Consider the following 26,443-nt stretch of genomic DNA (forward strand, 5'->3'; position numbering starts at 1 on the left):
GCGTTGTCACGGGTCAGGGGGCGCGTGGTGGCTGCGGTGCGCGCGCCGCGCTCCCCGTGCGCCCTGAGGGCGGTGTGCTGAGCTCCCGGTGCGGCGGCGCGCTCCCGGCGGCCTGCGACCGTCGTGTCGCGCGCCAGGCGGGCCTGCGATCGTCGTGTCGCGTTCCGGGCGCCCCCGCGGCCCTCGCGCCGCGCTCCCGGCGTCCGGTGGCCGCTCCGGCGCGCCCCCGCTGACCTGCGCGGACCGTGCTCGCGCACCCCGGTTTGACCCTGCGGTCCACCGCCACGTAACCTATCGCATGGCTTGCCATCCGGCGGGCCCAGTCGTGCGAAGCCCGATCCACCGCAACACCGTGGAGCTGTGGCGCGCGCGATCCCGTCACCGTCGAGTAGCAGGAGACTTCCGTCCCGATGTACGCGATCGTCAAGACCGGCGGCAAGCAGTACAAGGTGGCTGTCGGCGACGTCGTCGAGGTCGAGAAGCTCGATGGCACTCCGGGTACCGAAATCACCTTCGCGGCGCTGCTCGTCGTGGATGGCTCTGACGTCACCGCGGACGCGGAGGCCCTGGGGAAGATCTCGGTGACCGGCGAGGTCGTCGAGCAGACCAAGGGCCCCAAGATCCGCATCCACAAGTTCAAGAACAAGACCGGCTACCACAAGCGCCAGGGTCACCGCCAGAAGCTGACCCGCGTCAAGGTCACCGGCATCACCGGTAAGTGAGGATCTGACTAGCCATGGCACACAAGAAGGGTGCATCCAGCTCCCGCAACGGCCGTGACTCCAACCCCCAGTACCTGGGTGTGAAGAGGTTCGGCGGTCAGGTCGTCAAGGCCGGTGAGATCCTCATCCGCCAGCGCGGCACCAAGTTCCACCCCGGCGTGAACGTCGGCCGCGGCAAGGACGACACCCTGTTCGCCCTGTCCGCCGGTGCGGTGGAGTTCGGCTCGAAGCGTGGCCGCAAGACCGTGAACATCGTTCCGGTCGAGGCCGCTGCCTGATTCTCGTACCACCTGGGCGCCGTGTGTCCGCTGAAACGCGGACCACGGCGCCCAGTGGCGTCTCCGGGGGCGATCGCCCCTCCTGAACCACAAGAGCAAGGAAGTGATCTCGGTGTCCCGCTTCGTCGACCGGGTGGTCATCCACGCGGCTGCCGGTGACGGCGGCCACGGCTGCGCCTCGGTGCACCGGGAGAAGTTCAAGCCCCTCGGCGGCCCCGACGGCGGCAACGGCGGCAAGGGCGGCGACGTCGTCCTGGTCGTCGACTCGCAGGTGCACACCCTGCTGGACTTCCACTTCCGCCCCCACGCCAGCGCAGGCAGCGGCAAGGCGGGCGCGGGCGCGAACCGGGACGGCGCGAACGGCGCCGACCTGGAGCTGCGCGTCCCGGACGGCACGGTCGTGATGACCGAGGACGGCGAGGTCGTCGCCGACCTGGTCGGCGAGGGCACCCGCCTGATCGCCGCCAGGGGCGGTCGCGGCGGCCTCGGCAACGCCTCGCTCGCGTCCAAGGCCCGCAAGGCGCCCGGCTTCGCGCTGCTCGGTGAGCCCGGCGAGTCCCGCGACTTGGTGCTGGAGCTGAAGTCCGTCGCGGACGTCGGCCTGCTCGGGTTCCCGTCGGCGGGCAAGTCGTCGCTGATCTCGGTGCTGTCCGCGGCCAAGCCGAAGATCGCCGACTACCCGTTCACCACGCTCGTGCCGAACCTGGGCGTGATCACCGCGGGCGCGACCGTGTTCACCATGGCCGACGTGCCCGGCCTGATCCCCGGCGCGTCCGAGGGCAAGGGCCTCGGCCTGGACTTCCTGCGGCACATCGAGCGCTGCGCCGTGCTGGTGCACGTCGTGGACTGCGCGACGTACGAGGACAACCGGGACCCGCTGTCCGACATCGACGCGCTGGAGACCGAGCTGGCCCAGTACACGCCGTCGCTGTCCAAGGACCTGGCGGAGCGCCCGCGCGTCGTGGTGCTCAACAAGATCGACGTCCCGGAGGCGCGGGACCTGGCCGAGATCGTCCGCGCGGACGTCGAGGCGCGCGGCCTTCCGGTGTTCGAGATCTCCACCGCCACCCGCGAGGGGCTGCGCGAGCTGACGTTCGCGCTGGCCCGCGTGGTCGAGGAGTACCGGGCCTCGCGCCCGGTGCAGGAGTCCACCCGGATCGTGCTGCGGCCCACCGCCGTCGACGACCAGGGCTTCACCGTGGTGGAGGACCCGGAGGAGGAAGGCGGCTTCATCGTGCGCGGCGAGAGGCCGCTGCGGTGGATCAAGCAGACCGACTTCAGCAACGACGAGGCCGTCGGCTACCTGGGCGACCGGCTCGCGCGGCTCGGCGTCGAGGACGTGCTCATCAAGATGGGCGCGGTGCCCGGCGCGCAGGTCACCATCGGCGACCTGGTGTTCGACTGGGAGCCGTCCACGCCCGCGGGCATCGCCGCCGCCACCCTCACCGGGCGCGGCACGGACGCCCGGCTGGAGCCGAGCAACCGCGTCGGCGCGGGCGAGCGGCTCGCGGCGAAGAAGGCCCGCAGGTTGCCGGGCTCGTACGGCGACTGGGTGGAAGCGGCCGAAGAGGACGTGTGAGCGTGACCGGGTCGGTGGTGCTGTCCCAGGCCAGGCAGGCGGTCGCCGCCGCGGGCCGGGTCGTGGTGAAGGTCGGGTCGTCGTCGCTGACCACCGCCGAGGGCGGGTTGGACCGGTCCCGGCTCGACGCGCTGGTCGACGCGGTCGCCGCGCGGCGGGCCGCCGGTGGTCAGGTGGTGCTGGTGTCGTCCGGCGCCATCGCGGCGGGCCTGGCCCCGCTGGGCATCACCCGGCGGCCGAGGGACCTGGCGACGCAGCAGGCCGCCGCGAGCGTCGGGCAGCTGGCGCTGGCGCACGCGTACGCGAACTCGTTCGGCCGGTACGACCTGACCGTCGGGCAGGTGCTGCTCACCGCCGAGGACGTGGTGCGGCGCGCGCACTACCGCAACGCGCAGCGCACCTTCTCCCGGCTGCTGGCGCTGGGCGCGGTGCCCGTGGTGAACGAGAACGACACCGTGGCCACCGCCGAGATCAAGTTCGGCGACAACGACCGCCTGGCCGCGCTGGTGGCGCACCTGGTCGGGGCGGACGCGCTGTTCCTGCTGTCCGACGTGGACTCGCTCTACGACGGCGACCCGAGGCTGCCCGGCGCCCAGCGGGTGCCCGAGGTGACCGGGCCGTCCGACGTGGACGGGGTGCGCGCGGGCTCGGTCGGCGCGTCGGGGCTGGGCACCGGCGGCATGGCCTCCAAGCTGGCCGCGGCGCGGCTGGCGGCGTCGGCGGGCATCCCGGTGCTGCTGGCGGGCGCCGCGGACGCGACGCGGGCGCTGAGCGCGGCGGACGTGGGCACGGCGTTCACGGCGACCGGCACGAGGCTGTCGGCGCGCCGCTTCTGGCTGGGCCACGCCTCGGCGGCGACCGGCAGGCTGGTCCTGGACGCGGGCGCGGTCGCGGCCGTGGTCACCCGCCGCCGCTCGCTGCTCGCGGCGGGCGTCACGGCGGTGGAGGGCGCGTTCGAGGCCGGTGACGTGGTGGAGCTGGTCGACCCGGACGGCGAGGTCGTGGCCAGGGGAGTGGTGGCGTTCGACGCGGCCGAGCTGCCCGCCCTGATCGGCCACTCCAGCGGCGAGCTGCCGCCGGAGCAGCGCCGCGAGGTCGTGCACGCGGACGACCTGGTGCCGCTGACGGCTTGATCGCCGCCTCGGCTCCGGGCCCGGTTCCGGGTGCCTGTCGCGGTGTTGCCGCGCTCGCGGTCAGCGCAGCACGGCCCCCTTGGTCTCCGGCAGCGTGAGCACGACCAGGAACGCGATCGTCGCTCCCGCCGCCACGTACCAGAAGAACTGCGCCCCGCTCAGCACGTTGATCACCAGCGGGGCGGTGCCGCCGAACAGGGCGACGGTCAGGTTGTACCAGGCGCCGATGCCCAGCCCGCGCAGCTCGGTGGGGAACAGCTCGCTCATCACGGCGGGCGCGATGGACGTCATCGCCGTGTACAGCCCCAGTCCCGCGCAGAACACCACGAGCAGCCCGCCGAGCCCCGGCCCGATGAGCGTGGACAACGGCACCACGCCGACCGCCGTCAGCGCCGTCCACACCAGCATCTGCGGCCTGCGCCCGATCCGGTCGGACAGCGCCCCCATCGGGTACTGGAGCGCCACGAACAGCAACGTCCCGATCGACAGCGCCAGGAACACGTCGCCCGCGTCGGCGCCCCTGGTCTTGACCGCGAACGGGGTGAGCGCGCTGAAGAACGTGTAGTAGCAGAGCGTCGAGGCCATGCTGAACCCGACGAGCCTGCCCACGGCGGCCGGGTGGTCCCGGAGCGTCGTCAGCAGCGGCCTGCGCAGCTCGACGGCCTTGGCGCGGCCCCGCGCGAAGTGCTCGGTCTCCTCCAGGTCGCGCCGCAGCCACAGCGCCGCCAGCCCGAGCACCGCGCCCACCAGGAACGGCACCCGCCACCCGAACGAGGCGAGCTGCGCGGTGGTGAGCGCCCTGGCCAGCCCGAACCCGAGCAGCGACGCGAGCAGCAGCGCGCACCCGGTGGAGACGTAGAAGAACGACGAGTACCGCCCGCGCCGGTCGGCGGGCGCGATCTCGGCGAGGTAGGCGGACGCGTTGGACACCTCGCCGCCCAGCGACAGCCCCTGGGCGACGCGGGCGAGCAGCAGCAGCGCGGGGGAGAGCCACCCGACCTGCTCGTACGTGGGCAGCGCCGCGATGGCGAGCGAGCCGCCCGCCATGAGCACGATGGTCAGCAGCATCGCGGTCCGCCGCCCGCGCAGGTCCGCGAACCGCCCGAGCAGGTAGCCGCCGAGGGGGCGGAAGAAGAACGCGAGCGCGTAGGTGGCGAACGTGTTGATCAGCGCGAGCCGCTCGTCCGACGCCGGGAACACCTGGGTGGCGAAGTAGATGCTGAACGTGGCGTAGATGGTCCAGTCGAACCACTCGATCGCGTTGCCCGCACTGGCCGCGACCAGCTTGCGCACCGGTAACCGGTGCCGCACACCACCACCCGTGCCACCAGACTCACCCATCCCCGGACCTTGGCACACCTGCTCGCAGACCGGAAAGCCCGAGGTGCGGACCTCCGCCAAGACGGGTGACCAACCCTCTCAGCCCGCCTGCCCGCCCCGGTTCCGCCGCCACTCCCGAGCCGACAACCGGAACACCAGGCTGTCGATCAACTCCCCCTTGAACCACTCGGCCTGCTCGACCCGCTCCACCAACCGGAACCCCAACCGCGCCACCAACTTCGCCGAGGCGACGTTCCGCGAATCGCACTCGGCCCCGACCTCCTCCACCCCGCGGACGGTGAACAGGTCCTCCAGCACCCGCGCGACAGCCTCGGTCGCGTACCCCTTGCCCTGGTGCGCCCGAGCGAACGTGTACCCGATGTCGGCGTTGCGCAGGTCCTCGTGCAGGTGCACCCCGATGTCCCCGACCAACTCCCCGTCGAGCACCACGGCGTACTGGAACCACCCCGGTGCTCCGGGATCGGCCTCACCCATCTCGTCGGCGAGCAGCAGGGCGCGGGACAACGGCACGGGCGGCTCCCAGGACTGGTACCGAGCCACCTCGGGATCGGAGCGGTAGGCGGACAACGCCCCAGCGTCCTCAGCGCTGAACCGCCGCAACACCAACCGCTCAGTCCGCAACACGAAGGCCCACCCGCCCCCACCCGCTGCCGCAACCCCTCCAGTCACCCCTCCACCACTACCGCCGCCAGCCCCACCCCGCCACGCGCTCCCGAACACACCACCCGGACACGTCACCCACCGAGACGCACCCCACCCGAAGTTCGGGCTGGCGACGACCCAGGTGAAGGCACAACACTGTTTCGAGCGGTGAACCCGCAGGCCAAAAAGGGCCTTCCCCGCGCACGCGGGGGTGTTCCGGCGGGCGTGGCGGCGATCAACCAGCCCGCCGGGCCTTCCCCGCGCACGCGGGGGTGTTCCGCGGGTCCCCCTCCGGCGGTCCGTCCCCGCAGGTTCCTTCCCGCGCACGCGGGGTGCTCCCGCATCGCCCTGGATCTCGGCTGCTTGCGCGGCGTCCTCCCCACACGCGTGGGCACACCGCACCCCAGCCCGCCTCAACTCACCCCCGCCCCCCGTCACCACCCCGCCCTCACGCCGTCACCGCCAGCGCGAACGGCAGCACCTCCGGCGCCCCCGCCCCGCGCAGCAGCCTCGCCGCCACCGTCATCGTCCAGCCCGTGTCGACCTGGTCGTCCACCAGCAGCACCGGCCCGTCCACCCCGCTCAGATCCGGCACCCGCGACGCCGACACCAGCCCCGCCAGCCGCTGCGCGCTGTTCGCCCGCCGCACCGCCGCCCCCAGCCACACCGTCCCCAGCTGCGGCAGCCTGCCCACCTCCGAGATCCGCCGCGCGAAGCTGCCCACCAGCTCCGGCCGCGTCCGCGACCCCACCGACACGACCCCCACCGGCCGCCGCTCCCAGCCCCACGCCGACAGCACCTGCACGCACGCCGCGAACACCTCGTCCGGCAGCTCCCGGTCGGCCTCGGCGAACAGCGAGCGCAGCCGGTTGCCCCACCCGATGTCCGTCAGCCGCCCCAGCGCCCGCCCGGTCGCCGCCTGCTCCCCGGCCGGGATGCGCCCCGACAGCGACACCCCCGCCGCCGCCATCCCGGTCGGCCACATCTTGCGCGGCGCGACGTCCACGCCCGGCCGCAGCAGCCGCTCCCGCGCCGCCGTCGCCGCGCCCTCCGACACCGCCGCCGACACCCGCTGCCCCGTGCAGTTGTCGCACCGCCCGCACGGCGCCGCGTGCGGGTCGTCGAGCTGCCGCAGCAGGAACTCCATCCGGCAGCCCTCGGTGTCCAGGTAGTCGAGCACCGCCCGCTGCTCGGCCTGCCGCGCCCGCTCGATCCGCCCGTACCGCTCCTCGTCGTACTCCCACGGCCGTCCCGTCGCGACCCACCCGCCGCGCACCCGCCGCACCGCGCCGTCCACGTCGAGCACCTTCAGCACCACCTCCAACCGGGTGCGGGACAGCTCCACCACCGGTTCCAGCGCGGCCGTCGACCGGGGCTCGTCGGTCAGCGCCGCCAGCACCTGCCGCACCACCCGCTCCGGCGGGAACGCCAGCGACGCGAAGTACGCCCAGATGTCCCGGTCCTCCGGCCCCGGCAGCAGCAGCGCCTCCGCCCGCTCCACACCACGCCCGGCGCGGCCGATCTGCTGGTAGTACGCGATCGGCGACGGCGGCGCGCCCAGGTGCACCACGAACCCCAGGTCCGGCTTGTCGAACCCCATGCCCAGCGCGGAGGTCGCCACCAGCGCCTTCACCCGGTTGGCCAGCAGGTCCTCCTCGGCCCGCTGCCGCTCCGCCGGGTCCGTCCGCCCCGAGTAGGCCACCACCTCGTACCCGCGCTCGCGCAGGAACGCCGCCACGTCGTCCGCCGCCGCGACCGTCAGCGCGTACACGATCCCCGACCCCGGCAGCTCCGCCAGCCGCTCGGCCAACCACGCCAGCCGCGCCTCGGCCGTGGGCAGCCGCATCGCCGCCAGCCGCAGGCTCTCCCGGTCCAGCGGCCCGCGCAGCACCAGCGCGTCCGAGCCCGCGCCGAGCCCCAGCTGCTCGGTCACGTCCCGCACCACCCGGTCGTTGGCCGTGGCCGTGGTCGCCAGCACCGGCACCCCGGCGGGCAGCTCGGTCAGCAGCGTGCGCAGCCGCCGGTAGTCGGGCCGGAAGTCGTGCCCCCAGTCGGAGATGCAGTGCGCCTCGTCCACCACCAGCAGCCCGGCCGACGCGGTCAGCGAGGGCAGCACGGTGTCCCGGAAGTCCGGGTTGTTCAGCCGCTCCGGCGACACCAGCAGCACGTCGACCTCGCCCGCCGCCACCCGCTCCTGGACGTCCTGCCACTCGTCGGTGTTCGCCGAGTTGATCGTCGCCGCGTGCACGCCCGCCCGCGCCGCCGCGTCGACCTGGTTGCGCATCAGCGCCAGCAGCGGGGACACGATCACCGTCGGCCCCTCGCCCAGCGAGCGCAGCAGCGCGGTGGCGATGAAGTAGACCGCCGACTTGCCCCACCCCGTGCGCTGGACGACCAGCGCGCGTCTGCGCAGGGCCACCAGCGCGTGGATCGCCGTCCACTGGTCCTCGCGCAGCACGGCGCCCGGACCGGCCAGTGCCCTGAGCCTCTCCTCCGCCAGTGCGCGGAGCGCGTTGTCGTCCATGGCGTGAACCCTCCCAGACGCCCCCGACAGGAATCCGGCCCCCGGTAACCTGCGCGACAACCACGATCAGGTGAAAGTAACCTGGGTCTCGTGACTGATGACCTGCGGGAACAGGTGCACGAGGCGGCCCGGCGGGCCCGTGTCGCCGCGGACGAGCTGGTGCTGGCCACCCGCGAGCGCAAGGACGCCGCGCTGCTGGAGATGGCCTCCGCGCTGCGCGCCCGCGCCGACGAGGTGCTGGAGGCCAACGCCAAGGACGTCGAGGCGGGCCGGGCCGGGGGCACCCCGGAGAACATCCTCGACCGCCTCACCCTCACCGAGGCCAGGATCGAGGGCGTCGCGGCCGGTCTGGAGACCGTCGCGGGCCTGGCCGACCCGGTCGGCGAGGTGCTGCGCGGCTCGAACCTGCCGAACGGCCTGGAGCTGCGGCAGGTCCGCGTCCCGATGGGCGTCGTCGGCATGATCTACGAGGCGCGCCCGAACGTCACCGTCGACGCCGCGGGCCTGGCGCTCAAGTCCGGCAACGCGGCGCTGCTGCGCGGCTCCTCCTCCGCCGAGCACTCCAACACCGCGCTGGTCGCGGTCCTGCGCGACGCGCTGGAGTCCACCGGCCTGCCCGCCGACGCCGTGCAGCTGCTGCCGTCCCACGACCGCGCCTCGGTCACCCACCTGATCACCGCGCGCGGCCTGGTCGACCTGGTGATCCCGCGCGGCGGGGCAGGCCTGATCAACGCGGTCGTGCAGCAGGCGACCGTGCCCGCGATCGAGACCGGCGTCGGCAACTGCCACGTGTACGTGGACGCCGCCGCCGACCTGGACTCGGCCGAGCGGATCGTGCTCAACTCCAAGACCCGCCGCACCAGCGTGTGCAACGCGGCCGAGTCGCTGCTGGTGCACGCGGACGTGGCCGCCGAGTTCGTCCCGAGGATCACCGCCGCGCTCCAGGCCGCGGGCGTGACCGTGCACGGCGGCGAGGGCTTCGCGGGCGAGGGCGTCGTGCCCGCCGCCGACGAGGACTGGGACACCGAGTACCTGTCGATGGACATCGCGGCCCGCGTCGTCGGCTCGCTGGACGAGGCCGTCGCGCACATCGCCGCGCACGGCTCCGGCCACACCGAGGCCATCGTGACCGACGACGTGCGCGCGGCCAGGCTGTTCACCAAGCGGGTCGACGCGGCGGCGGTCATGGTCAACGCCTCCACCGCGTTCACCGACGGCGGCGAGTTCGGCATGGGCGCGGAGATCGGCATCTCCACGCAGAAGCTGCACGCCAGGGGCCCGATGGGCCTGGCCGAGCTGACCTCCTCGAAGTGGCTGGTCTGGGGCGAGGGGCACGTCCGGCCCTCGTCCTGAGCGGGCGCGGCCCCGGCGGCGGAGAGCCGTCGGGGCCCGCCGAATGTGGTTGACCCTCGGTAATCGGATGCCTACTGTCGGGCGACAGCAATCGCTCGCTTCCGGGGGTGCCTGGTGGAGGTCCGCAACTACCCGTTCAACGAGGCCGTCGAGTTACGACCCGACCCGACCGCGCTCGAGCTGCAGGAGCGGGAACCGGTCTCCCAGGTCCGGCTGCCCTACGGCGGCGACGCCTGGCTCGTCACCCGGCACGCCGACGTCAAGACCGTCCTGGGCGACCCGAGGTTCAGCCGCGCGGCGACCCTGGAGCTGGGCGCGGACCTGCCGAGGACGTTCCCGCTGCACCGCGCCGACGCCAACATCCTCACCATGGACCCGCCGGACCACACCCGGTTGCGCAAGCTCGTCGCCAAGGGGTTCACCGCCCGCCGCACCGAGCTGCTGCGCGCCAGGGCCCAGGAGATCGTGGACGACCTGCTGGACGCGATGGAGGAGCAGGGCCCGCCCGCCGACGTCGTCGAGGCGCTCGCGCTCCCGCTGCCCATCACGATCATCTGCGAGATGCTCGGCGTCCCGGTGGCCGACCGCGACCGGTTCCGCGCCTGGTCCGACGCCGCGATGTCGATCACCGCGTTCACCCCGGAGGAGGTCCTCGCCGCGGCTCAGTCGCTGCGCGAGTACATCGCCGGGCTGGTCGAGGACAAGCGCGCCAACCCCGGTGACGACGTGCTCACCGACCTGGTGACCGCCCACGACGGCGGCGGCTCGCTCACCGCGACCGAGGTGGTCACCTTCGGCGTCACGCTGCTGGCCGCCGGGCACGAGACCACGGCCAACCAGATCGCCAACTTCACCCACACCCTCCTGGCCAACCCCGACAAGATGGCCGAGCTGCGCGCCGACCCCGCGCTCGTGCCCAGGGCCGTGGAGGAGCTGCTGCGGTTCACCCCGCTGGGCGGCTCGGCCGGGTTCCCGCGCATCGCCACCGAGGACGTCGAGCTGAGCGGCGTGACCGTGCCCAAGGGCGCGGCGGTGTTCGTGGACATCCCGAGCGGCAACCGCGACCCCGAGGTGTTCGAGCGGCCCCACGAGCTCGACTTCCACCGCTCCGCCAACCCGCACGTCGCGTTCGGCCACGGCGTGCACCACTGCGTCGGGGCCCAGCTCGCCAGGGTCGAGCTCCAGGTCGCCGTGGGGACGCTGCTGGCGCGGTTCCCCGGTCTGGAACCGGCGGGCGAGGCGGTGTTCAAGCGGGGCAGGCTGGTGCGCGGCCCGCAGAGCCTGCCGGTGCGGTGGTAGCCGTGGCCGGGTGGAGCGTCGAGGTCGACCGGGACACCTGCATCGGGTCGGGGATGTGCGCGGCCATCGCCGCGGACCACTTCCGGCTGGACGACGGCAGGGCGACGCCGCTGGCGTCCCCGGTCGAGCCCTCGGAGGAGGTCGTGGACGCCGCCGAGTCCTGCCCCGTCGAGGCGATCCTGGTGCGCGACGCGGGTGGCGAGGTCGTCGCACCGCAGGACTGACCGTGGGGAACGTCACCCGATCAAGTGACGCACGTACCGGGCCGGACGGCTGACCGGAACTACGCTGACCACTCATGTCCAAGCGTCGCATAGGCGTCATGGGTGGCACCTTCGACCCGGTGCACCACGGTCACCTCGTCGCGGCCAGCGAGGTCCAGGCGCGGTTCGACCTGGACGAGGTCGTCTTCGTGCCCACCGGCAGGCCGTGGCAGAAGTCCGCCAGGGAGGTCAGCGCCGCCGAGGACCGCTACCTCATGACGGTCATCGCCACGGCGTCGAACCCGCGCTTCTCGGTCAGCCGCGTCGACATCGACCGCGCGGGCCCCACCTACACGGTCGACACCCTGTCCGACCTGAAGGCCGCGCACCCCGACGACGACCTGTTCTTCATCACCGGCGCGGACGCCCTGGAGCAGATCCTGTCCTGGCACCACGCCGACGAGGCCTTCAGCCTCGCCCACTTCATCGGCGTCACCCGGCCGGGCTACACCCTGGACGACAAGCACCTGCCGCCCGGCGCGGTCAGCCTCGTCGAGGTCCCCGCCATGGCCATCTCCTCCACCGCCGTGCGCGACCGCACCGCCGACGGGCTGCCCGTCTGGTACCTCGTGCCGGACGGGGTCGTGCAGTACATCTCCAAGCGCGGCCTCTACTCGCTGCCCGGCTGAACCCCACCCCCGGCGTGACCTGCGCCCGGTCCGGCGTTACTCGGTGCCGGAGCGGGTCGGGACGCAGGTACCCTCATTGACTCGTGCGGGCGCACCAGTTCCCGCCGAGGTGATGAGGAGAAACGTGGCAGCCACCGACGAGGCACGACGGTTGGCGCTGGTCGCCGCGAACGCGGCGTCCGACAAGAAGGCGCACGACGTGATCCTCCTCGACGTGTCCGAGCAGTTGGTCATCACCGACTGCTTCGTGATCGCCTCCGCTCCCAACGAGCGGCAGGTCGGCGCGATCGTGGACGGCGTCGAGGAGAAGCTCCGCGAGGCGGGGCGCAAGCCGGTCCGCAGGGAGGGCGCTCGCGAGGGCCGCTGGGTCCTGCTGGACTTCGTGGACGTCGTGGTGCACGTCCAGCACTCGGAGGAGCGCAGCTTCTACGGCCTGGAGCGGCTGTGGAAGGACTGCCCCCGGATCGAGTTCGACGCGGGCCCCTCGTCCCCGGACGAGGACGCCACCGGCGAGGACACCACCGCGAGCAGCACCGGGGAGGCTGCCGCCGACGAGGTCGACCGGGCATGACGCTCTCCCGGCTCGTGCTGTGGCGGCACGGTGAGACCGACTACAACGCGACCGGCCGGATGCAGGGCCACCTGGACTCGGAGCTGACCGAGACCGGGTGGAACCAGGCCCGGTTCGCGGTCCCGGTCCTCACCGCGTTCGCACCCGAGCTGGTGGTGGCCTCGGACCTGCGCAGGGCCCGCGACACCGCGACCGTGTTCACCGAGGCCACCGGCGTCCCCCTGCGCGTCGACGCCCGGCTGCGCGAGACGCGGCTGGGCAAGTGGCAGGGGCTGACCGTCGACGAGATCGAGGCCGAGTGGCCGGGCGCGCTCGGCGCGTGGCGCTTCGACGGCACGATCTCCCCGCCCGACGGCGAGGCGCGCGTCGAGGTGGCCGAGCGGGCCGCCGAGGTGGTCGCCGAGGTCGACGCGGAGACCGACGGCACGGCGCTGCTGTGCGCCCACGGCGGGCTGATCAGCTCGCTCACCGGCAGGCTGCTGGAGCTGCCGGTGGACCGCTGGGGGCTGCTCGGCGGCATCAGCAACTGCCACTGGACGGTGTTCACCCGCCGTCCCGGTGGTGACCCGAGGTGGCGGCTGACCTCGTACAACGCCGGAACCACCAGGTGAGACTGCTCGTCATCGGCGACTCGCTCACCTTCCACGGACCGGCCGGGCCGCTGCCCGCCGACGACCCCGGGCTGTGGCCGAACGTGGCCGCCGCCGCGCTGGGCGGCCGGGCCGAGCTGGTCGCCGGGTTCGGGTGGACCGCCCGCGACGCCTGGTGGGCGCTCACCGGCGACCCGAGGGTGTGGGCGCTGCTGCCGCGCACCGACGTGCTCGTGCTGGCCGTGGGGCACATGGACACGCTGCCCTCGCCCCTGCCGACCTACCTGCGGCAGGGGCTGCGCTACCTGCGTCCGGACGGGCTGCGGCGGCGCGCCCGCGCGCTCTACCGGGCCGCCCAGCCGGTGCTGTCCCGCGCGACCGGCGGGCGTCCGGTCGCGCTGCCGCCCGCGCTGACCGGGCGGTACCTGTCGGACTCGCTGCGCGCGGTCCGGCAGTTCCGGCCGGGGCTGCCCGCCGTGGGGATGGTGCCCTCGGTGCACCGGTCCCCGCTGTACGCGAACGTGCACACCGGGCGCGCGGCGGGGGAGCGGGCGGTGCGGGAGTGGGCCGAGGCGGACGGTGTGCCGCTGCTGGACGTCCCCGCGCTGGTCCGGGCGCACCTGCGGGACGGGCTGGGCAACCCGGACGGGATGCACTGGGGCTGGGAGTCGCACCGGGCGGTCGGGACCGCGATGGCGGCCCTGGTCGAGGCCGCATCCGTGCGGCGGGGGTCGCCGGGCGGCCCGTAGTCTCGGCAGTCGTGGCCATTGCGATCGTCACCGATTCCACCTCCTACCTGCCGGACGGCTTCGCGGCCTCGCGCGGGGTCCGGGTAGTCCCGCTGCACGTGTCGGTGAACGGCAGGAGCAGGCTCGACGGGGTCGACTTCGGGCCTCGGGAGCTGACCGCCGCGCTCGGGGAGCGCCGCAGGGTCACCACGTCGCGCGCCACGCCCCAGGAGCTGGCCGAGGTGTACCGGGAGCTGCTGGACGGCGGGGCGGACGGGGTGCTGTCGGTGCACCTGTCGCGGGCGCTGTCCGGGACCTGGGAGGCCGCCCGGCTGGCCGCCGCGCAGGTCGACCCGGTGAAGGTGCGGGTCGTCGACTCGCGGGCCACCGCGATGGGGCTCGGGTTCGCCGCGCTGGCCGCCGCCGCTGCCGGGCCCGACCTCGACCTGGCCGAGCGGGCCGCGACCTCGGCGGCCGAGCGGGTCAGGGTGTTCTTCTGCGTCGAGACCCTGGAGCACCTGCGCCGGGGCGGGCGGATCGGGACCACGGCCGCGCTGGTGGGGACGGCGCTGGCGGTGAAGCCGCTGCTGCACGTCGAGGACGGCAGGCTCGTGCCGCTGGAGAAGGTGCGCACCGCCGGGCGGGCCGCCGCGCGGCTGGTCGACCTGGCCGCCGCCGCCGCGGGGAGCGGGCCGGTGGCGCTGGCGGTGCACCACCTGGCCGCGCCGGAGCGGGCCGTGGAGCTGGCGGCGCTGCTGGACGAGCGGGTGCCGGGGGCGTCCGGGTGCCTGATCTCCGAGGTCGGGGCCGTGATCGGGGCGCACACCGGGCCCGGTGTGCTGGGGATCGTGGTGCTGCCGGGCGGGTTCGCCTAGCACGTTCTCCGCGGGACGCGCGGGAGTTCTCCACAGGTCCCGAGTTGTCCACAGATCCCGAGTTCGTCGCTGGTTCCGCTTGCCCGCCCGGACCTAGCGTCGGTTCCGTGTTCGACAACCACGTGAAGGACGAGGACTCCTCCGACCGGCTCCGCACCCTGATGGGGAACCCACCGGGCAAGCACCGGTCCGAGGACGCGCCGACGGTCGTGTTCGCCACCTCGGAGGGTGGCGCCGACCCGCCGGGGCTGCTGCTCCGGCTGCGCGGGCTGCTGCCCTCCGCCGCGCACCACCGGCGGCGGGTCGCGCTGCTGGGCGTGGCCGGGGTCGGCGCCGTGCTGGCGGCTGCGCTCGCCGCGGGTGAGCGCGATGCGGTGGTGGAGCAGGTGCCGGTGCTGCCGGTCGCCGAGGCCACGTCGAGCAGCGCCGCGCCGCCGGTGCTGGTGGTCGACGTGGCCGGGGAGGTGCACGCGCCCGGCCTGGTCACCGTCGAGGACGGCGCGCGGGTCGCCGACGTGCTCAGCCGGGCGGGCGGGGTGAAACCGGGGGCGTCGCTGACCGGGCTGAACCTGGCCCGCAAGGTCACCGACGGCGAGCAGATCGCCGTGGGGGTGCCCCCTGCGGTCGGCGGCGCCGGACCACCCGCGCCGGTCAACATCAACACCGCGACGGTGGAGCAGCTGGACGCCCTGCCGGGGGTCGGTCCGGTGACCGCGCAGCGCATCGTCGACCACCGGGCGCGGCGGGGGCGGTTCACCTCGGTGCAGCAGCTTGGGGAGGTGGAGGGGATCGGCGGGAGCAAGCTCGCCAAGCTCGCCGACCTGATCCGCGTCTGACCGGCTCCCACTAGGCCCCGCCCACTCGGCGCGCCACTCCACCGTCCACACCGGACCCGGACCCGGACCCACCACGCCCGCCCGGCTCGCTCCCGCACGGGCAGCTCCCGCCTGCCCTTCTCACCGCCCGAACCTGCCCCGAGCAGGTCCGCTCCCCACGGCTCGCCCTTCCCGCTGCCCGCTCCGCTCAGCCGGTTTCCGCTCCCGCACGCCCGCCTCCCGGCCGCCGCGCCCGTCCAGCCACTTCCTCGTCCACCCGGCGTTCCACCCCCTCCTGTCCTCTCGCCGCTCACTCATTCCCCTTCCTTTCCTTATCTCTTCCTTCCTCCCGGAGGTAGTCGTGGCAGTCCCGTGGAAGGCGCTCGCCGACCCGAGAGCCCATCTCGTCCCCGCCGCGCTCGCGGTGTGGCTGGCCGCGCTGTGCGGTCTGCGGTGGACGTGGTGGGTGGTGATCGCCGTCGCGGTGGTCGCGACCGCCCTCGCGCTCGTCCTGCTCCGCCGGTGCCGACCGGCCGCGCTCGCGCTGCTCGTCACGAGCCCGATCGCCGCCTGCTGGTTGAGCCCGCCCCTGCACGCCGCCGAGCACCACCCGCTGCGGGCCGCCGCGACGCGGGCCGAGGTGGTCGAGCTGCGGCTGGAGGTGGTGGACCGCCCGCGCGGGCTGCGCTCCACCGGGTTCGCGGCCAAGCAGGGCGGCGTCGACTCGGTGCTCCTGCGCGCGGAGCTGGACGACGGCGGTCAGGTCCTGCTCCTGGCGCCCGCGAAGCGGTGGCGGGAGCTGCTGCCCGGCCAGCTGGTGACCGCGCGGGGCGCGCTCGCACCGGCCCGCGAGGGCGAGCTGACCGTGGCGCTGCTGCGCGTGCGCGGCCCGCCCTCGGAGGTCGGGCCCGCCCCGGTCTGGCAGCGCGCCGCCGAGTCCCTGCGGGCCGGGCTGCGCGAGGCGAGCGCCGTGCTCGACCCGGAACCGGCGGGTCTGCTGCCCGCGCTGGTCGTCGGTGACACGGAGGGCGTGCTGCCGAGGGTGGACCACGAGTTCCACACCTCGGGCCTGTCCCACCTGCTCGCCGTGAGCGGGGCGAACCTGGCGATCCTGTGCGGGGCCGTGCTGCTCGTGCTGCGGGTGGTGGGCGCGGGGCCGAGGACGTGCGCGGCGGGCGCGATGGCGGCGCTGGTCGGGTTCGTGGTGCTGGCGGGCGCCGAGCCGAGCGTGCTGCGGGCGGCGGTCATGGGCGCGATCGCGCTGCTCGCGCTCGTGCTGGGGCGGGAGCGGTCGGCGCTGCCCGCGCTGGCGGCCTCCGTGGTGCTCCTCGTCCTGCACGACCCCGCGCTCGCGGTGGCGCCGGGGTTCGGGCTGTCCGTGGCGGCGACCGCCGCGCTGGTGCTCCTCGCACCCCGCTGGGCCGAGGCCATGCGGGGCCGGGGCGTGCCGCGCGGGCTCGCCGAGGCGCTGGCGGCGCCGGTGGCCGCCCACCTGGCGACCGCGCCGCTCGTGGCCGGGCTGTCCGGTGAGGTGAGCCTGGTGGCGGTGCTGGCGAACCTGGTCGTCGCGCCGGTCGTGGCGCCCGCGACCGTGCTCGGCGTGGCGGCGGCGGTGCTCGCCCAGGTGCACGACGGGGCGGCGCGGTTGGCCGTGCGCCTGGCTGGCCCGGAGGTGTCCTGGCTGGTCGCCGTGGCCAGGTGGGCGAGCGGGGTGCCCGGAGCCTCGGTGCGCTGGCCGGGCGGTTGGACCGGTGGCGCGCTGCTGGCCGTCGCGCTGGTGGTCGGGTGGGCGCTGCTGCGGCTCAGGCGGCTGCGGGCGCTGCTGGTCGCGCTCGTGCTCGGCGTCGGACTGGTCCTGGTGCCGCTGGACGTGGTCGCGCCGAGGTGGCCGCCGCCCGGCTGGTCGGTGGTGGCCTGCGACGTCGGCCAGGGCGACGCCGTGCTGCTGGCGACGGCGGAGCGGGGCCGCGCGGTGCTGGTCGACACCGGGCCCGACCCGGTGCCGGTGCTCGGCTGCCTGCGGCGGCTGGGGGTGCGGCGCATCCCGCTGGTGGTGCTCAGCCACCTGCACGCCGACCACATCGGCGGGCTGGCCGAGGTGCTCGCCGAGCGGGAGGTGGGCGCGGTGGCGGTCGGTCCGGCGCGGGTGCCGGACTGGGCGTGGGCCGAGGTCGTCGCGCGGACGCGATCCGCCGGGGTGGCCGTGCTGGAGCTGACCACCGGTCAGCGCCTGGACTGGCCGGGGCTGCGGCTGGAGGTGCTGGGTCCGCCCGCGGGCCCGGTGGAGGACGCGAACACGGCGGTCAACAACGCCTCGCTGGTGCTGCGGGCCACCACCGCGGCCGGACGGGTGCTGCTGACCGGTGACGTCGAGCTGGCCGCGCAGGCGGAGCTGCTCGACGGGGGCGTCGACCTGCGGGCCGACGTGCTGAAGGTGCCGCACCACGGCGCGCGGGCCACCTCGCCCGCGTTCCTGGACGCGGTGCGGCCGAGCGTGGCGCTGGTCAGCGTCGGGGCGGGCAACCGCTACGGCCACCCCAGCGGCGTGCTGCTCGACGCGCTGGCCCGGCGGGGCGCGCTGGTCCTGCGCACCGACCGGGACGGCGACACCGCCGTGCTCGGTGGCGGGCCGGGAACCAGGGTCGCCCGCCGGGGCGACCCGCTGCCCCCGTGAGGCGGGGGGGAGAGACCGAACGACGACAGCACCCGGCCGACGTGGGCCGGGACGAGGGAGAAGAGGACGAGATGGGCACCACCAGCGAGACCTGGATCCGGCTGCACGGCGACTGGATGCCGAACGACCACGACGGCGCGCTCGGCTGGGCGCTGTGGCAGCCCGGCTACAACGCCGACCCGTGGCCGACCGAGGAGCTGCGGCCGTCGTTCGCCTACTACGTGTGCCAGAAGCTCGACGGCGGGCGCAGGGGCGTGGTGGCGAAGGCGACCGTGCAGGCCTTTCTGGGCACGACCGAAGTCGACTCGCCAGAGGACGCCTACCGCCTCGTGGCGGACGAGCTGTTCGACGAGGGCCTGAGCTTCCCGCCGGAGACCTGGCACGCCCACCCGTACAACCAGCTCAAGGAGCGGGTGCCGTGGCCGCAACGCCTGACCGCGTGGCGGGTCTCCACCGAACCGGTGGGGCCGCACGTGCTGTCGGGCCTGGAGAAGTTCCCCAGGACCGGCTGGCTGCGCACCGCGGAGGAGCTCCGGTGACCGAGTGCCGGGGAGTCGCGCCCCGCGTCCCGCGCCCCAGGGACGGCGACCACCCGACACCACCGTGCACGGGCCTGCCCTGCACGGCGGGAGCCTGCACGGCCGGGACGCCCCGCGCCGACCCGCTCAACGCGTGGCCACCGATCAACCGCCCCGGTGGTGACGCGATGAGCACCACCACGGGGAACGCGACCGCTCAGTGCTGCTGCGGAAAGGAGTGCTGGATGTTCTGACGCGCTGACCAGAGCCGCCCCGGCAGTTCGGCAGTCGGTGCGGTCCCTGAGGGCCAGCTCCAGTGGTCCGGCCCCCGTGGTCCGGCCTCCTACGGTTCGGTTCCCGTGGTCCGGCCCCTGAGGTCCGGTAGCGGGTGCTGCTCGGCGGATTCCAGCCGTCGGGTGGGGTGGTCTCGCCTGCGGCGAGGCGGTGCCAACCCACCTGGGGCTGCTGGTGCTGGAGGGCTGAGGGGGAGGGGTGGTCTCGGTCCTGAGGACGGTTGGTGTCAGTCCTTGAGGGCGTTGATGACCGCGTCGGCGCTCGCTGCGACGGTGGCGCGCGGGCCCACGCGGTCGCCGAGGGCATCGAGGGTCTTCAGGCCGTCGCCGGTGATCAGCAGGACGGTCTCGGCGTCGGGGTCGAGCTTGCCCGACTCGATGAGCTTCTTCGCGGTCGCGACGGTCACGCCGCCCGCCGTCTCGGCGAAGACGCCCTCGGTGCGGGCCAGCAGGCGGATGCCCTCGACGACCTCCTCGTCGGTGACGTCCTCGATGGCGCCGCCGGTGCGGCGGACGCTGTCCAGCGCGTACGGGCCGTCGGCCGGGGCGCCGATCGCCAGGGAGCGGGCGATGGTGTCCGGGCGGACCGGGACGACCGTGTCGTGGCCCGCCTTGAAGGCGGTCGCGACGGGGGAGCAGCCGGTGGCCTGCGCGCCGAAGACGCGGTACGGGGTCTCGTCGACCAGGCCGAGGGAGCCGAACTCGCGGAACGCCTTGTCGACCTTGGTGAGCTGCGAGCCGGAGGCGATGGGGATGACGATCTGCTCGGGCAGGCGCCAGCCGAGCTGCTCGGCGACCTCGTAGCCGAGGGTCTTGGAGCCCTCGGCGTAGTACGGGCGCACGTTGACGTTGACGAACGCCCAGTCCTCGTTCTCGGCGGCGAGCTCCTGGGCGACCCGGTTGACGTCGTCGTAGGTGCCGTCGATGGTGATCAGCGAGCCGTCGTACACGGCGGACATGAGGATCTTGGCCCGCTCCAGGGAGGAGGGGACGAGCACGACCGACTGCCAGCCCGCGCGGGCTGCGGCCGCGGCGACGGCGTTGGCGAGGTTGCCGGTGGACGGGCAGGCCAGGACGCGGAAGCCCAGTTCGCGGGCGGCGGCCAGCGCGACGCCGACGACGCGGTCCTTGAACGAGTGGGTGGGGTTGCCGGTGTCGTCCTTGACCCACAGCTTGCGCACGCCCAGCGCCTTGGCCAGGTTGTCCGCCTGGATGAGGCGGGTGCCGCCGGGCTCGGTGTTCGGGTGGGCGGAGACGTTCGGCGGGACGGGGAGGAGGCCCTTGTAGCGCCAGATGGAGCGGGGGCCCGCTTCGATGTCCTCGCGCCGCACGCGGCCGAAGTCGTAGGCCACTTCCAGGGGGCCGAAGCACTCCTGGCAGGCGTACTCGGGGGCGAGCGGGGTCTCGTGGCCGCACTCCCGACAGGACAGCGCCCGAGCGGGGCCGAGGTCGAAGGAGGTGCTGGTCGAGGGTGCGCTGCTGACAGCGGTCATCGCGAGGTTCTCCTCATCTTTCCCGCTTTCGCGGGTCGGAATTGGCACCGTGATCACCCAGTCGATGACTGGTGACAGGTTGCCGGGGCTTCTTCGGGCCGATCCCTCTGCCCCTCTGGATGAGCGGTATTCGGTTGTGCTTCGAACGTACGGCACGCTCCCGGCCCGTGGCCAGTGACGTCCACCATGCGGACCCGGCGGGGCGGCCGGGGGCCCGGTGGCGGCGTGGGAGGATCGGGTGGTGAGCCATGGCGTGCAGTTGGTGATCGGTGACGAGGAACTGCTGGTCGAGCGGGCTGTGCGCGCCGCGCTGGCAGCCGCGCGCGAAGCCGACCCGCAGGCCGATCTGACCCGCGTCCGGGTGAGCGACCTCACGCCTCCCGAGCTCGCGGAGCTGGTCAGCCCGTCGCTGTTCGCCGAGGGGCGGGTCATCGCGCTGGAGGCGGCGCAGGAGGCGAGCAAGGAGATCGCGGACGCGGTCATCTCCTACGTGAAGGCGCCCGCGGACGGCGTGACGCTGGTGGTCGTGCACACCGGTGGCGGGCGCAGCAAGGCGGCGAAGGAGCTGCCCGCCGCGCTGCGCAAGGCCGGGGCCGAGGTGACCGAGTGCCCGAAGATCACCAGGGCGCCGGAGCGCGAGGCGTTCGTGCGCAACGAGATCCGCGCGGCGGGCGGCAAGGCCGATCCGGCGGCGATCGGGGCGCTGATCGAGGCCGTGGGCTCCGACCTGCGCGAACTGGCGGCGGCGGCGTCCCAGATGGTCGCCGACACCGACGGCAAGGTCGACGAGGAGGCGGTCCGCCGCTACCACCGGGGACGGGCCGAGGTGACCGGGTTCGCGGTCGCGGACAAGGCCGTCGTCGGCGACCGGGCGGGGGCGCTGGAGGCGCTGCGGTGGGCGCTGCAGCTCGGCGTGCCGCACGTGCTGGTGGCCGACGCGCTGGCGGACGCCGTGCGCACGGTGGCGCGCGTGTCCGCGGTGGGCCGCGGCGACCCGTTCAAGCTGGCGGGCGAGCTGGGGATGCCGCCGTGGAAGATCAAGAAGGCGCAGGGGCAGGTGCGCGGCTGGGACGGCGACGGCCTGGCGCGCGCGATGACGGTGGTGGCCGACCTGAACGCCGAGGTGAAGGGCATGGCGGCGGACGCGGGCTACGCCCTGGAACGGGCGGTGCTCAACATCGTCCGGGCCCACGGCGGCGCGCGCCGCTGACCCGAGAACCCGTCACCGCCGCGGTCAGGCGGGTGGCGCTGGCACGGGCTGCCTGCCGCTGGTGTGGGTGGGCCTGCGCCGGTACGGGCCGCCCACCGCTGACGTGGGCGGGCCGGTGTCGGCGTGGGCTGCCCACCGCTGACGTGGGTGGGCCTGCGCCGGTACGGGCTGCCCGCTGCTGGTGTGGGCGGGCAGGCGTCGGCTTGGGCTGCCTGCCGCTGGTGTGCGCGGGCCGGTGTCTGCACGGGGCGGCTACTCGCCGCTGACGCGGGCAGCCCGTTGATGCAGATGAATCGCGGCTGGCATGAGCCGCCCACCGGCCTGCGCGAGCCGCCGCCGCACTGCGGTGTCCGCTAACGCGACGGGCGCCGCACCCCGGTGGAGTGCGGCGCCCATTCAGCCGCTGCGGTCGCAGCCCGCCGGATCTGGGGTGATCAGATCTGGTTGGCGCGCTTCGCCATGGCCGACTTCTTGTTCGCGGCCTGGTTGGCGTGGATCACGCCCTTGGACACGGCCTTGTCCAGCTTGCGGGACGCGTCCTGCACCAGGGCGAGGGCCTTGTCCTTGTCACCGGCCTCGGCGGCCTCGCGGAACTTGCGGATCGCGGTCTTCAGCGACGACTTGACGGCCTTGTTGCGCAGGCGCGCCTTCTCGTTCGTCTTGATCCGCTTGAGCTGGGACTTGATGTTCGCCATGCGAAAGCCACCTTTTCCTGAGTCCTGGGTGCGCACCGCGCTGGTAGCTCAGCTCCACCGGCCGCGACCGGCCACCCCTCGCGGGGCGCTCGACCTGGCTGGCGGGTTTCCTCCACGGCGGAATGCCGCGCGGTACGCGGCGACAACGGTAGCAAACGGTCACCGGGCGCAGCCAATCCGGGGCCGAGGGCGGTGACCTGCGCCGGTAAGGAGTCAACTGCACCACACCACTGAGGTAGCCGTACACCTGTCCGGTTACCGTGCGCCCGTGACGACCCCGCTCGACTGGTCCGGTTTCGGCCACGTGTCCCTCGCCGGGCTGCTGTTCCTCTGCCTCGCCGCCGCGCTCGCGGGCGCGGTCGACGCCGTTGTCGGCGGTGGCGGGCTGATCCAGCTGCCCGCGATGCTGCTCATCGGGCCCGGTGGCCAACCGATCTACTCGCTCGCGACCAGCAAGGTCGCCGCCGTCGTCGGCACCGCCGCGGCCGTGCGCACCTACACCGTGCAGACCACCGTGGACTGGGCCGCCGCCCTGCCGATGGCGTTCGCGGCGTTCGTCGGCGCGGTCGGGGGCGCGGCGTTCGCGGGCAGCCTCGAACCGGGCGTGCTCAACGCCGTGGTGCTCGTCGCGCTGCTCGGCGTCGGCCTCTACACCTGGCGTAAGCCCGAGCTGGGCGTCGCCGACCGGCCCCGGTTCAGCCGTCCCGCGCAGCTCACCGCGATGGGCGCAGGCGGCGCGGTGATCGGCTTCTACGACGGGCTCGCCGGGCCCGGCACCGGGGCGTTCCTGGTGTTCCTGCTGGTCGGGCTGATCGGGTTCGCGTTCGTGCCCGCCTCGGCCACCGCCAAGATCGTCAACGTGGCCACGAACCTCGGCGCGCTGCTCTACTTCATCCCGGCGGGCAAGGTCCTGTGGGGGCTGGGCGCGGTCATGGCCGTGTGCAACGCGGGCGGCGCGGTCGTCGGGGCCAGGCTCGCCGTGCGGCGCGGGTCCGGGTTCGTGCGCCGGGTGTTCCTGACCGTCGTGGTCGCGCTGGTGGTCAGCCTCGGGGTGAAGGCGGTGGCTGGATGATCCGGAACGTCGCGCCGGACGGGTCGCCCAGCGTGGTGAACCGCCCGAACGGGACCTCCACCACCGGGTGCACCACCACGCCGCCCAGCTCGCGGGCGCGCGTCGCGGCCACGTCGGCGTCGGGCACGGTGAAGTAGGCCATCCAGTGCGCCGGTATCCCCTCGGGGACCGCGTCGTCCATGCTGAACACCCCCGCCACCACGTGGCCGTCCAGCGACAACCGCCGGTAGCCGGACCCCGGAGCCGGGTCCGGCTCCAGCCCGAGCACCGCCCGGTAGAACTCGACCGCGCCCGCCGCGTCCCTAGTGGCCAGCTCGTTCCACCACACCGCGCCCGGCTCGCGCACCACGTGCGCCCCGATGTGCGTGCCCGCCTCCCACAGCCCGAACGCCGCGCCGGTCGGGTCGACCGCCAGGGCGCCCCGGCCGTCCGCGCCCGCGTCGAACGCGGGGCCGAGCTGCGTGCCGCCGTGCGCGACGAGCAGGGCGAGCGTGTCGTCGAGGTCGTCGGTGGCGAAGTACGTCGTCCACACCACGGGCAGCAGCGAGTCGCCCGGCACCCCGGTGAACCCGGCGACCGGCTTGCCCCGCACCAGCGCCCGCGTCCGCCCGGCCTCGGCCTGCTCGAAGTCCCAGCCGAACAACCCGCCGTAGAACTCGGCGGCGCCCGCCCGGTCGCCGGTCATCATGTCGACCCACGCGGGGGCGCCCTGCGGGTGCGGTTCGGTCAGCTCGGTCATGGGGCCTCCTCGGCGGCAGCGCAACGACGGTGGCACCTGACCGCACCGGTCGCCACTCGGGGAGCGGCGGCGGGTGGACTGGCGCGCGGGGGAGGGGTGTGGTGGGGGAGCGGCGGCGAGAGCGTCGGTGACGGGGTAGCGGTGACCAGAGGGCTGGCGGCTAGCGGCTGGTGACCGACCGCCGGTGGCGGTTGGCGGACTGCCGGTAGTGGGTGGCGGACTGCCGGTGGCGGTTGGCTGACTGCCGGTGGAGGGTGGCCGACCGCCGGTGGCGGGTGGCGGACTGCCGGTGGTGGCGGGTGCGCAGGGGCGCAGTGGCCTACCGCCGGTGGTGGGTGGCCGATCGCCGATGGCGGGTGATGGTGGCGGATGTGCGAGGGCGAGCTGTCCGGGGCGGCTGAGCCCGTCCGCGCGAGCGGGCTTCGAAGCCCGTGCGTGGAAAAGCGCCTGCCCCGGCGGCCACCTCTCGTGAGGTGTGCCGCCGGGGCAGGCGCCCCCCTGCTTCCCCCGATCCCCCCAGCCCCCGACCGGGAGTCACTCGTTCCGGGGAGGCGGCTCCGGGGGTGTCGTCGGATCGGGTTCCTGCGGTCCTGGTTCGTCGTCCTTCCGCGCCGCCTTGCGCGGGCGGCCCCTGCGGGCCGGGGCCCCGGCTCCGCCGGGCAGCCTGCCCGCCTCGGCCAGGGCCCGGCGGAGCAGGAACTCGATTTGCGCGTTCGTGCTGCGCAGGTCGTCGTTCGCCCACCTGGTCAGCGCGTCGTGCACCGCCGGGTCCAGGCGCAGCAGGACGCTCTTGCGCTCGGCCACGTCAGTGGTACAGCGACCCCGTGTTGACCACGGGCTGCGTCGCCTTGTCACCGCACAGGACCACCAGCAGGTTCGACACCATCGCCGCCTTCCGCTCCTCGTCCAGCTCCACCACGTCCTCCTCGGCCAGTCGGTCCAGCGCCAGCTGCACCATGCCCACGGCGCCCTCCACGATCCGCGACCTGGCCGCGACCACCGCGCCCGCCTGCTGCCGCTGGAGCATCGCCTGGGCGATCTCCGGCGCGTACGCCAGGTGCGTCAGCCGCGACTCGATGACCTTGACCCCGGCCGCCTGGACCCGCGCGGCGATCTCCACCGACAGGGTCTCGGTGATCTCGTCCGCGTTCTCCCGCAGCGACAGCCCGGCCTCGTCGTGGTTGTCGTACGGGTAGCTGGTCGCGATGTGCCTGACGGCGGTCTCGGTCTGCGTGGCCACGAACTGCACGAAGTCGTCCACCTCGAACATCGCCCGCGCGGTGTCGTCGACCTGCCACACCACGACCGCGGCGATCTCGATCGGGTTGCCGTCCGCGTCGTTGACCTTCAGCGTGGTCGTCTCGTGGTTGCGGATCCTGGTGGAGACCTTCGCCTTCGTGGTGAACGGGTTCGTCCAGCGCAGGCCGTCGGCGCGCACCGTGCCGGTGTAGCGGCCCAGGAACTGCACCACGCGCGCCTCGCCGGGCGCGACCGTGAACAGCCCGCCCAGGACCACCAGCGCGACCGCCGAGACCAGGGCCCCCACCACGATCAGCGGGATGTTGACCGCCTGCACGATCCCCAGGGCGACGAGCCCCGCGCCGCCGAGCACGGCCAGGAAGCCCACCACGGCCACGATCGCGCCGCCCACCCCCGTCAGCTCGTGCTCGCGCACCGCCGGAGCCGGCATCCGCGCCTGCACCTCGCTCGTCGTCACGCTCATCGCGCCACCCCTCTCCCCCTCGCCGCACCTTGGCGGCTCTAGCAAAGTGATATCACTTTTATAGCACCCGAGGTGGGGGTGCGCGCAACTCCGGGTTCGCGGGCGACCGGCGGGGCGGCCGGTGCGGGAGCGGGGAAACCGGTGCGCCGGGCGGTGCGTCCCACTCCCGTGGAACCGATCCTGCGCAGGCCGATCGGGCGCGACACCGCCCCGCTCGTCGAGCTCTACGTCCGCGCCCGCCGCAGCTACTACGAGGGGCACCTGCCCGAGGCCGAGCTGGCCGAGTGGGCCGAGGAGTTGCGCGCCAAGGGGCTCGACTACGACCGGCGCGACCGGCTGTGGACCTGCGCCGAGGTGGCTGGCGTCCCGGCGGGCTTCGCGCTGGTCAGCTTCGACGGGGAGCTGCTCCAGCTCCAGGTCGACCCGCCGCACTGGGGCACGGGAGTCGGCCGCGCGCTGCACGACGCCGCGCTCGACGACCTGCGCGGCGCGGACAACACCACCGCGTGGCTGCACGTGTTCGCCCCCAACACCCGCGCCCGCGCCTTCTACACCCGCCTCGGCTGGCGCGACGTCGGACCGGCCGAGCACGACCACCGGCGGATGGAGCTCGACCTCGGGTGAGCGGCGGGCCCGCGCCGCCGGTGGACGGCAGGCGGACGTGCCGGGCGGTGAGCGACCGGC

The 26,443-nt window shown here is 74.2% G+C and carries 26 protein-coding genes and 1 riboswitch; of the genes, 18 read left to right on the top strand and 8 right to left on the bottom strand.

Annotation, left to right across the window (positions count from 1 at the left end; genetic code table 11):
- Window positions 1–410 precede the first annotated feature (410 nt).
- From rplU to proB, 4 genes are all read left to right on the top strand, one after another.
- Entirely contained in the window at window positions 411–722 is a 312-nt protein-coding gene (rplU, locus tag CNX65_RS05915; RefSeq protein ID WP_015800029.1) for a 50S ribosomal protein L21, read from the top strand.
- A 14-nt stretch (window positions 723–736) separates the two neighbouring features.
- Window positions 737–1,000 carry a 50S ribosomal protein L27 gene (gene rpmA / locus CNX65_RS05920; RefSeq protein ID WP_015800030.1) on the top strand — a complete coding sequence of 88 codons (264 nt, stop codon included), beginning with the start codon at window positions 737–739 and terminating at the stop codon, window positions 998–1,000.
- Between the two features lie 112 nt (window positions 1,001–1,112).
- A complete protein-coding gene (obgE, locus tag CNX65_RS05925; protein ID WP_096497634.1) occupies window positions 1,113–2,579 on the top strand; it encodes a GTPase ObgE in 1,467 nt (488 codons plus the stop codon).
- A gap of 20 nt (window positions 2,580–2,599) precedes the next feature.
- Entirely contained in the window at window positions 2,600–3,712 is a 1,113-nt protein-coding gene (proB, locus tag CNX65_RS05930) for a glutamate 5-kinase (protein ID WP_096497635.1), read from the top strand.
- A 60-nt stretch (window positions 3,713–3,772) separates the two neighbouring features.
- Here proB and CNX65_RS05935 read toward each other — a convergent pair whose 3' ends face one another.
- From CNX65_RS05935 to CNX65_RS05945, 3 genes are all read right to left on the bottom strand, one after another.
- A complete protein-coding gene (locus CNX65_RS05935) occupies window positions 3,773–5,053 on the bottom strand; it encodes an MFS transporter (protein WP_096491858.1) in 1,281 nt (426 codons plus the stop codon).
- Window positions 5,054–5,131: 78 nt separating this feature from the next.
- The gene (locus CNX65_RS05940; RefSeq protein ID WP_096491859.1) at window positions 5,132–5,677 is read right to left on the bottom strand and encodes a GNAT family N-acetyltransferase; all 546 of its coding nucleotides are present in this window, start codon (window positions 5,675–5,677) and stop codon (window positions 5,132–5,134) included.
- A gap of 466 nt (window positions 5,678–6,143) precedes the next feature.
- Complete coding sequence (locus tag CNX65_RS05945) at window positions 6,144–8,219, bottom strand: RecQ family ATP-dependent DNA helicase (RefSeq protein WP_096491860.1); 2,076 nt, start codon at window positions 8,217–8,219, stop codon at window positions 6,144–6,146.
- Window positions 8,220–8,309: 90 nt separating this feature from the next.
- Here CNX65_RS05945 and CNX65_RS05950 point away from each other — a divergent pair, with 90 nt between their 5' ends.
- The 11 genes from CNX65_RS05950 to CNX65_RS06000 all read left to right on the top strand — a co-directional run bounded on the left by CNX65_RS05950 (window position 8,310) and on the right by CNX65_RS06000 (window position 18,555).
- The gene (locus CNX65_RS05950) at window positions 8,310–9,572 is read left to right on the top strand and encodes a glutamate-5-semialdehyde dehydrogenase (RefSeq protein WP_232519715.1); all 1,263 of its coding nucleotides are present in this window, start codon (window positions 8,310–8,312) and stop codon (window positions 9,570–9,572) included.
- Window positions 9,573–9,686: 114 nt separating this feature from the next.
- Window positions 9,687–10,871, top strand: coding sequence for a cytochrome P450 (locus tag CNX65_RS05955; protein ID WP_096491862.1), 1,185 nt, complete (start codon window positions 9,687–9,689; stop codon window positions 10,869–10,871).
- A gap of 2 nt (window positions 10,872–10,873) precedes the next feature.
- Window positions 10,874–11,095, top strand: a complete 222-nt coding sequence (locus CNX65_RS05960) for a ferredoxin (RefSeq protein WP_096491863.1) — start codon at window positions 10,874–10,876, stop codon at window positions 11,093–11,095.
- 74 nt (window positions 11,096–11,169) lie between these two features.
- Entirely contained in the window at window positions 11,170–11,763 is a 594-nt protein-coding gene (nadD, locus tag CNX65_RS05965) for a nicotinate-nucleotide adenylyltransferase (protein WP_096491864.1), read from the top strand.
- Between the two features lie 124 nt (window positions 11,764–11,887).
- Window positions 11,888–12,334: a ribosome silencing factor gene (gene rsfS / locus CNX65_RS05970; RefSeq protein ID WP_015800040.1), complete on the top strand. Its 447-nt coding sequence runs from the start codon at window positions 11,888–11,890 to the stop codon at window positions 12,332–12,334.
- Complete coding sequence (locus tag CNX65_RS05975) at window positions 12,331–12,945, top strand: histidine phosphatase family protein (RefSeq protein ID WP_096491865.1); 615 nt, start codon at window positions 12,331–12,333, stop codon at window positions 12,943–12,945. The genes rsfS and CNX65_RS05975 overlap by 4 nt, the downstream gene beginning before the upstream one ends.
- Window positions 12,942–13,673: a diglucosylglycerate octanoyltransferase gene (gene octT, locus CNX65_RS05980; protein WP_096491866.1), complete on the top strand. Its 732-nt coding sequence runs from the start codon at window positions 12,942–12,944 to the stop codon at window positions 13,671–13,673. The genes CNX65_RS05975 and octT overlap by 4 nt, the downstream gene beginning before the upstream one ends.
- Window positions 13,674–13,684: 11 nt before the next feature.
- Window positions 13,685–14,527 (top strand): DegV family protein, encoded by an 843-nt coding sequence (locus CNX65_RS05985; RefSeq protein WP_096491867.1) that lies wholly within the window; start codon window positions 13,685–13,687, stop codon window positions 14,525–14,527.
- 107 nt (window positions 14,528–14,634) lie between these two features.
- Complete coding sequence (locus tag CNX65_RS05990; protein WP_232519716.1) at window positions 14,635–15,363, top strand: ComEA family DNA-binding protein; 729 nt, start codon at window positions 14,635–14,637, stop codon at window positions 15,361–15,363.
- A 340-nt stretch (window positions 15,364–15,703) separates the two neighbouring features.
- Complete coding sequence (locus CNX65_RS05995; protein ID WP_096491868.1) at window positions 15,704–18,016, top strand: DNA internalization-related competence protein ComEC/Rec2; 2,313 nt, start codon at window positions 15,704–15,706, stop codon at window positions 18,014–18,016.
- Between the two features lie 71 nt (window positions 18,017–18,087).
- Window positions 18,088–18,555, top strand: coding sequence for a hypothetical protein (locus CNX65_RS06000; RefSeq protein ID WP_096491869.1), 468 nt, complete (start codon window positions 18,088–18,090; stop codon window positions 18,553–18,555).
- Between the two features lie 499 nt (window positions 18,556–19,054).
- On the opposite strand, the gene thrC is transcribed toward CNX65_RS06000, so the two are convergent.
- Complete coding sequence (gene thrC, locus CNX65_RS06005; protein ID WP_096491870.1) at window positions 19,055–20,320, bottom strand: threonine synthase; 1,266 nt, start codon at window positions 20,318–20,320, stop codon at window positions 19,055–19,057.
- Window positions 20,321–20,330: 10 nt separating this feature from the next.
- A riboswitch (SAM riboswitch) is annotated at window positions 20,331–20,446 on the bottom strand.
- A 115-nt stretch (window positions 20,447–20,561) separates the two neighbouring features.
- On the opposite strand from thrC, the gene holA reads away from it, so the two are divergent.
- Entirely contained in the window at window positions 20,562–21,530 is a 969-nt protein-coding gene (gene holA, locus CNX65_RS06010) for a DNA polymerase III subunit delta (RefSeq protein ID WP_177154531.1), read from the top strand.
- Window positions 21,531–21,964: 434 nt separating this feature from the next.
- Here the strand turns inward: holA and rpsT are convergent, their stop codons facing one another.
- Complete coding sequence (rpsT, locus tag CNX65_RS06015; protein WP_015800049.1) at window positions 21,965–22,225, bottom strand: 30S ribosomal protein S20; 261 nt, start codon at window positions 22,223–22,225, stop codon at window positions 21,965–21,967.
- 268 nt (window positions 22,226–22,493) lie between these two features.
- On the opposite strand from rpsT, the gene CNX65_RS06020 reads away from it, so the two are divergent.
- The gene (locus CNX65_RS06020) at window positions 22,494–23,297 is read left to right on the top strand and encodes a TSUP family transporter (RefSeq protein ID WP_096491872.1); all 804 of its coding nucleotides are present in this window, start codon (window positions 22,494–22,496) and stop codon (window positions 23,295–23,297) included.
- On the opposite strand, the gene CNX65_RS06025 is transcribed toward CNX65_RS06020, so the two are convergent.
- From CNX65_RS06025 to CNX65_RS06035, 3 genes are all read right to left on the bottom strand, one after another.
- On the bottom strand, window positions 23,266–24,036 hold the full coding sequence (locus CNX65_RS06025; protein ID WP_096491873.1) for a VOC family protein: 771 nt from the start codon (window positions 24,034–24,036) through the stop codon (window positions 23,266–23,268). The two genes, CNX65_RS06020 and CNX65_RS06025, sit on opposite strands and share 32 nt — an antisense overlap.
- Before the next feature lie 534 nt (window positions 24,037–24,570).
- Window positions 24,571–24,840: a hypothetical protein gene (locus CNX65_RS06030; protein ID WP_096491874.1), complete on the bottom strand. Its 270-nt coding sequence runs from the start codon at window positions 24,838–24,840 to the stop codon at window positions 24,571–24,573.
- A gap of 1 nt (window position 24,841) precedes the next feature.
- Entirely contained in the window at window positions 24,842–25,759 is a 918-nt protein-coding gene (locus CNX65_RS06035; RefSeq protein ID WP_096491875.1) for an SPFH domain-containing protein, read from the bottom strand.
- Between the two features lie 168 nt (window positions 25,760–25,927).
- Between CNX65_RS06035 and CNX65_RS06040 the strand changes: the two genes are divergently transcribed.
- A complete protein-coding gene (locus tag CNX65_RS06040; protein WP_198320436.1) occupies window positions 25,928–26,383 on the top strand; it encodes a GNAT family N-acetyltransferase in 456 nt (151 codons plus the stop codon).
- Window positions 26,384–26,443: the final 60 nt, after the last annotated feature.

The sequence above is a fragment of the Actinosynnema pretiosum genome (assembly GCF_002354875.1).
Lineage (GTDB): Bacteria > Actinomycetota > Actinomycetes > Mycobacteriales > Pseudonocardiaceae > Actinosynnema > Actinosynnema auranticum.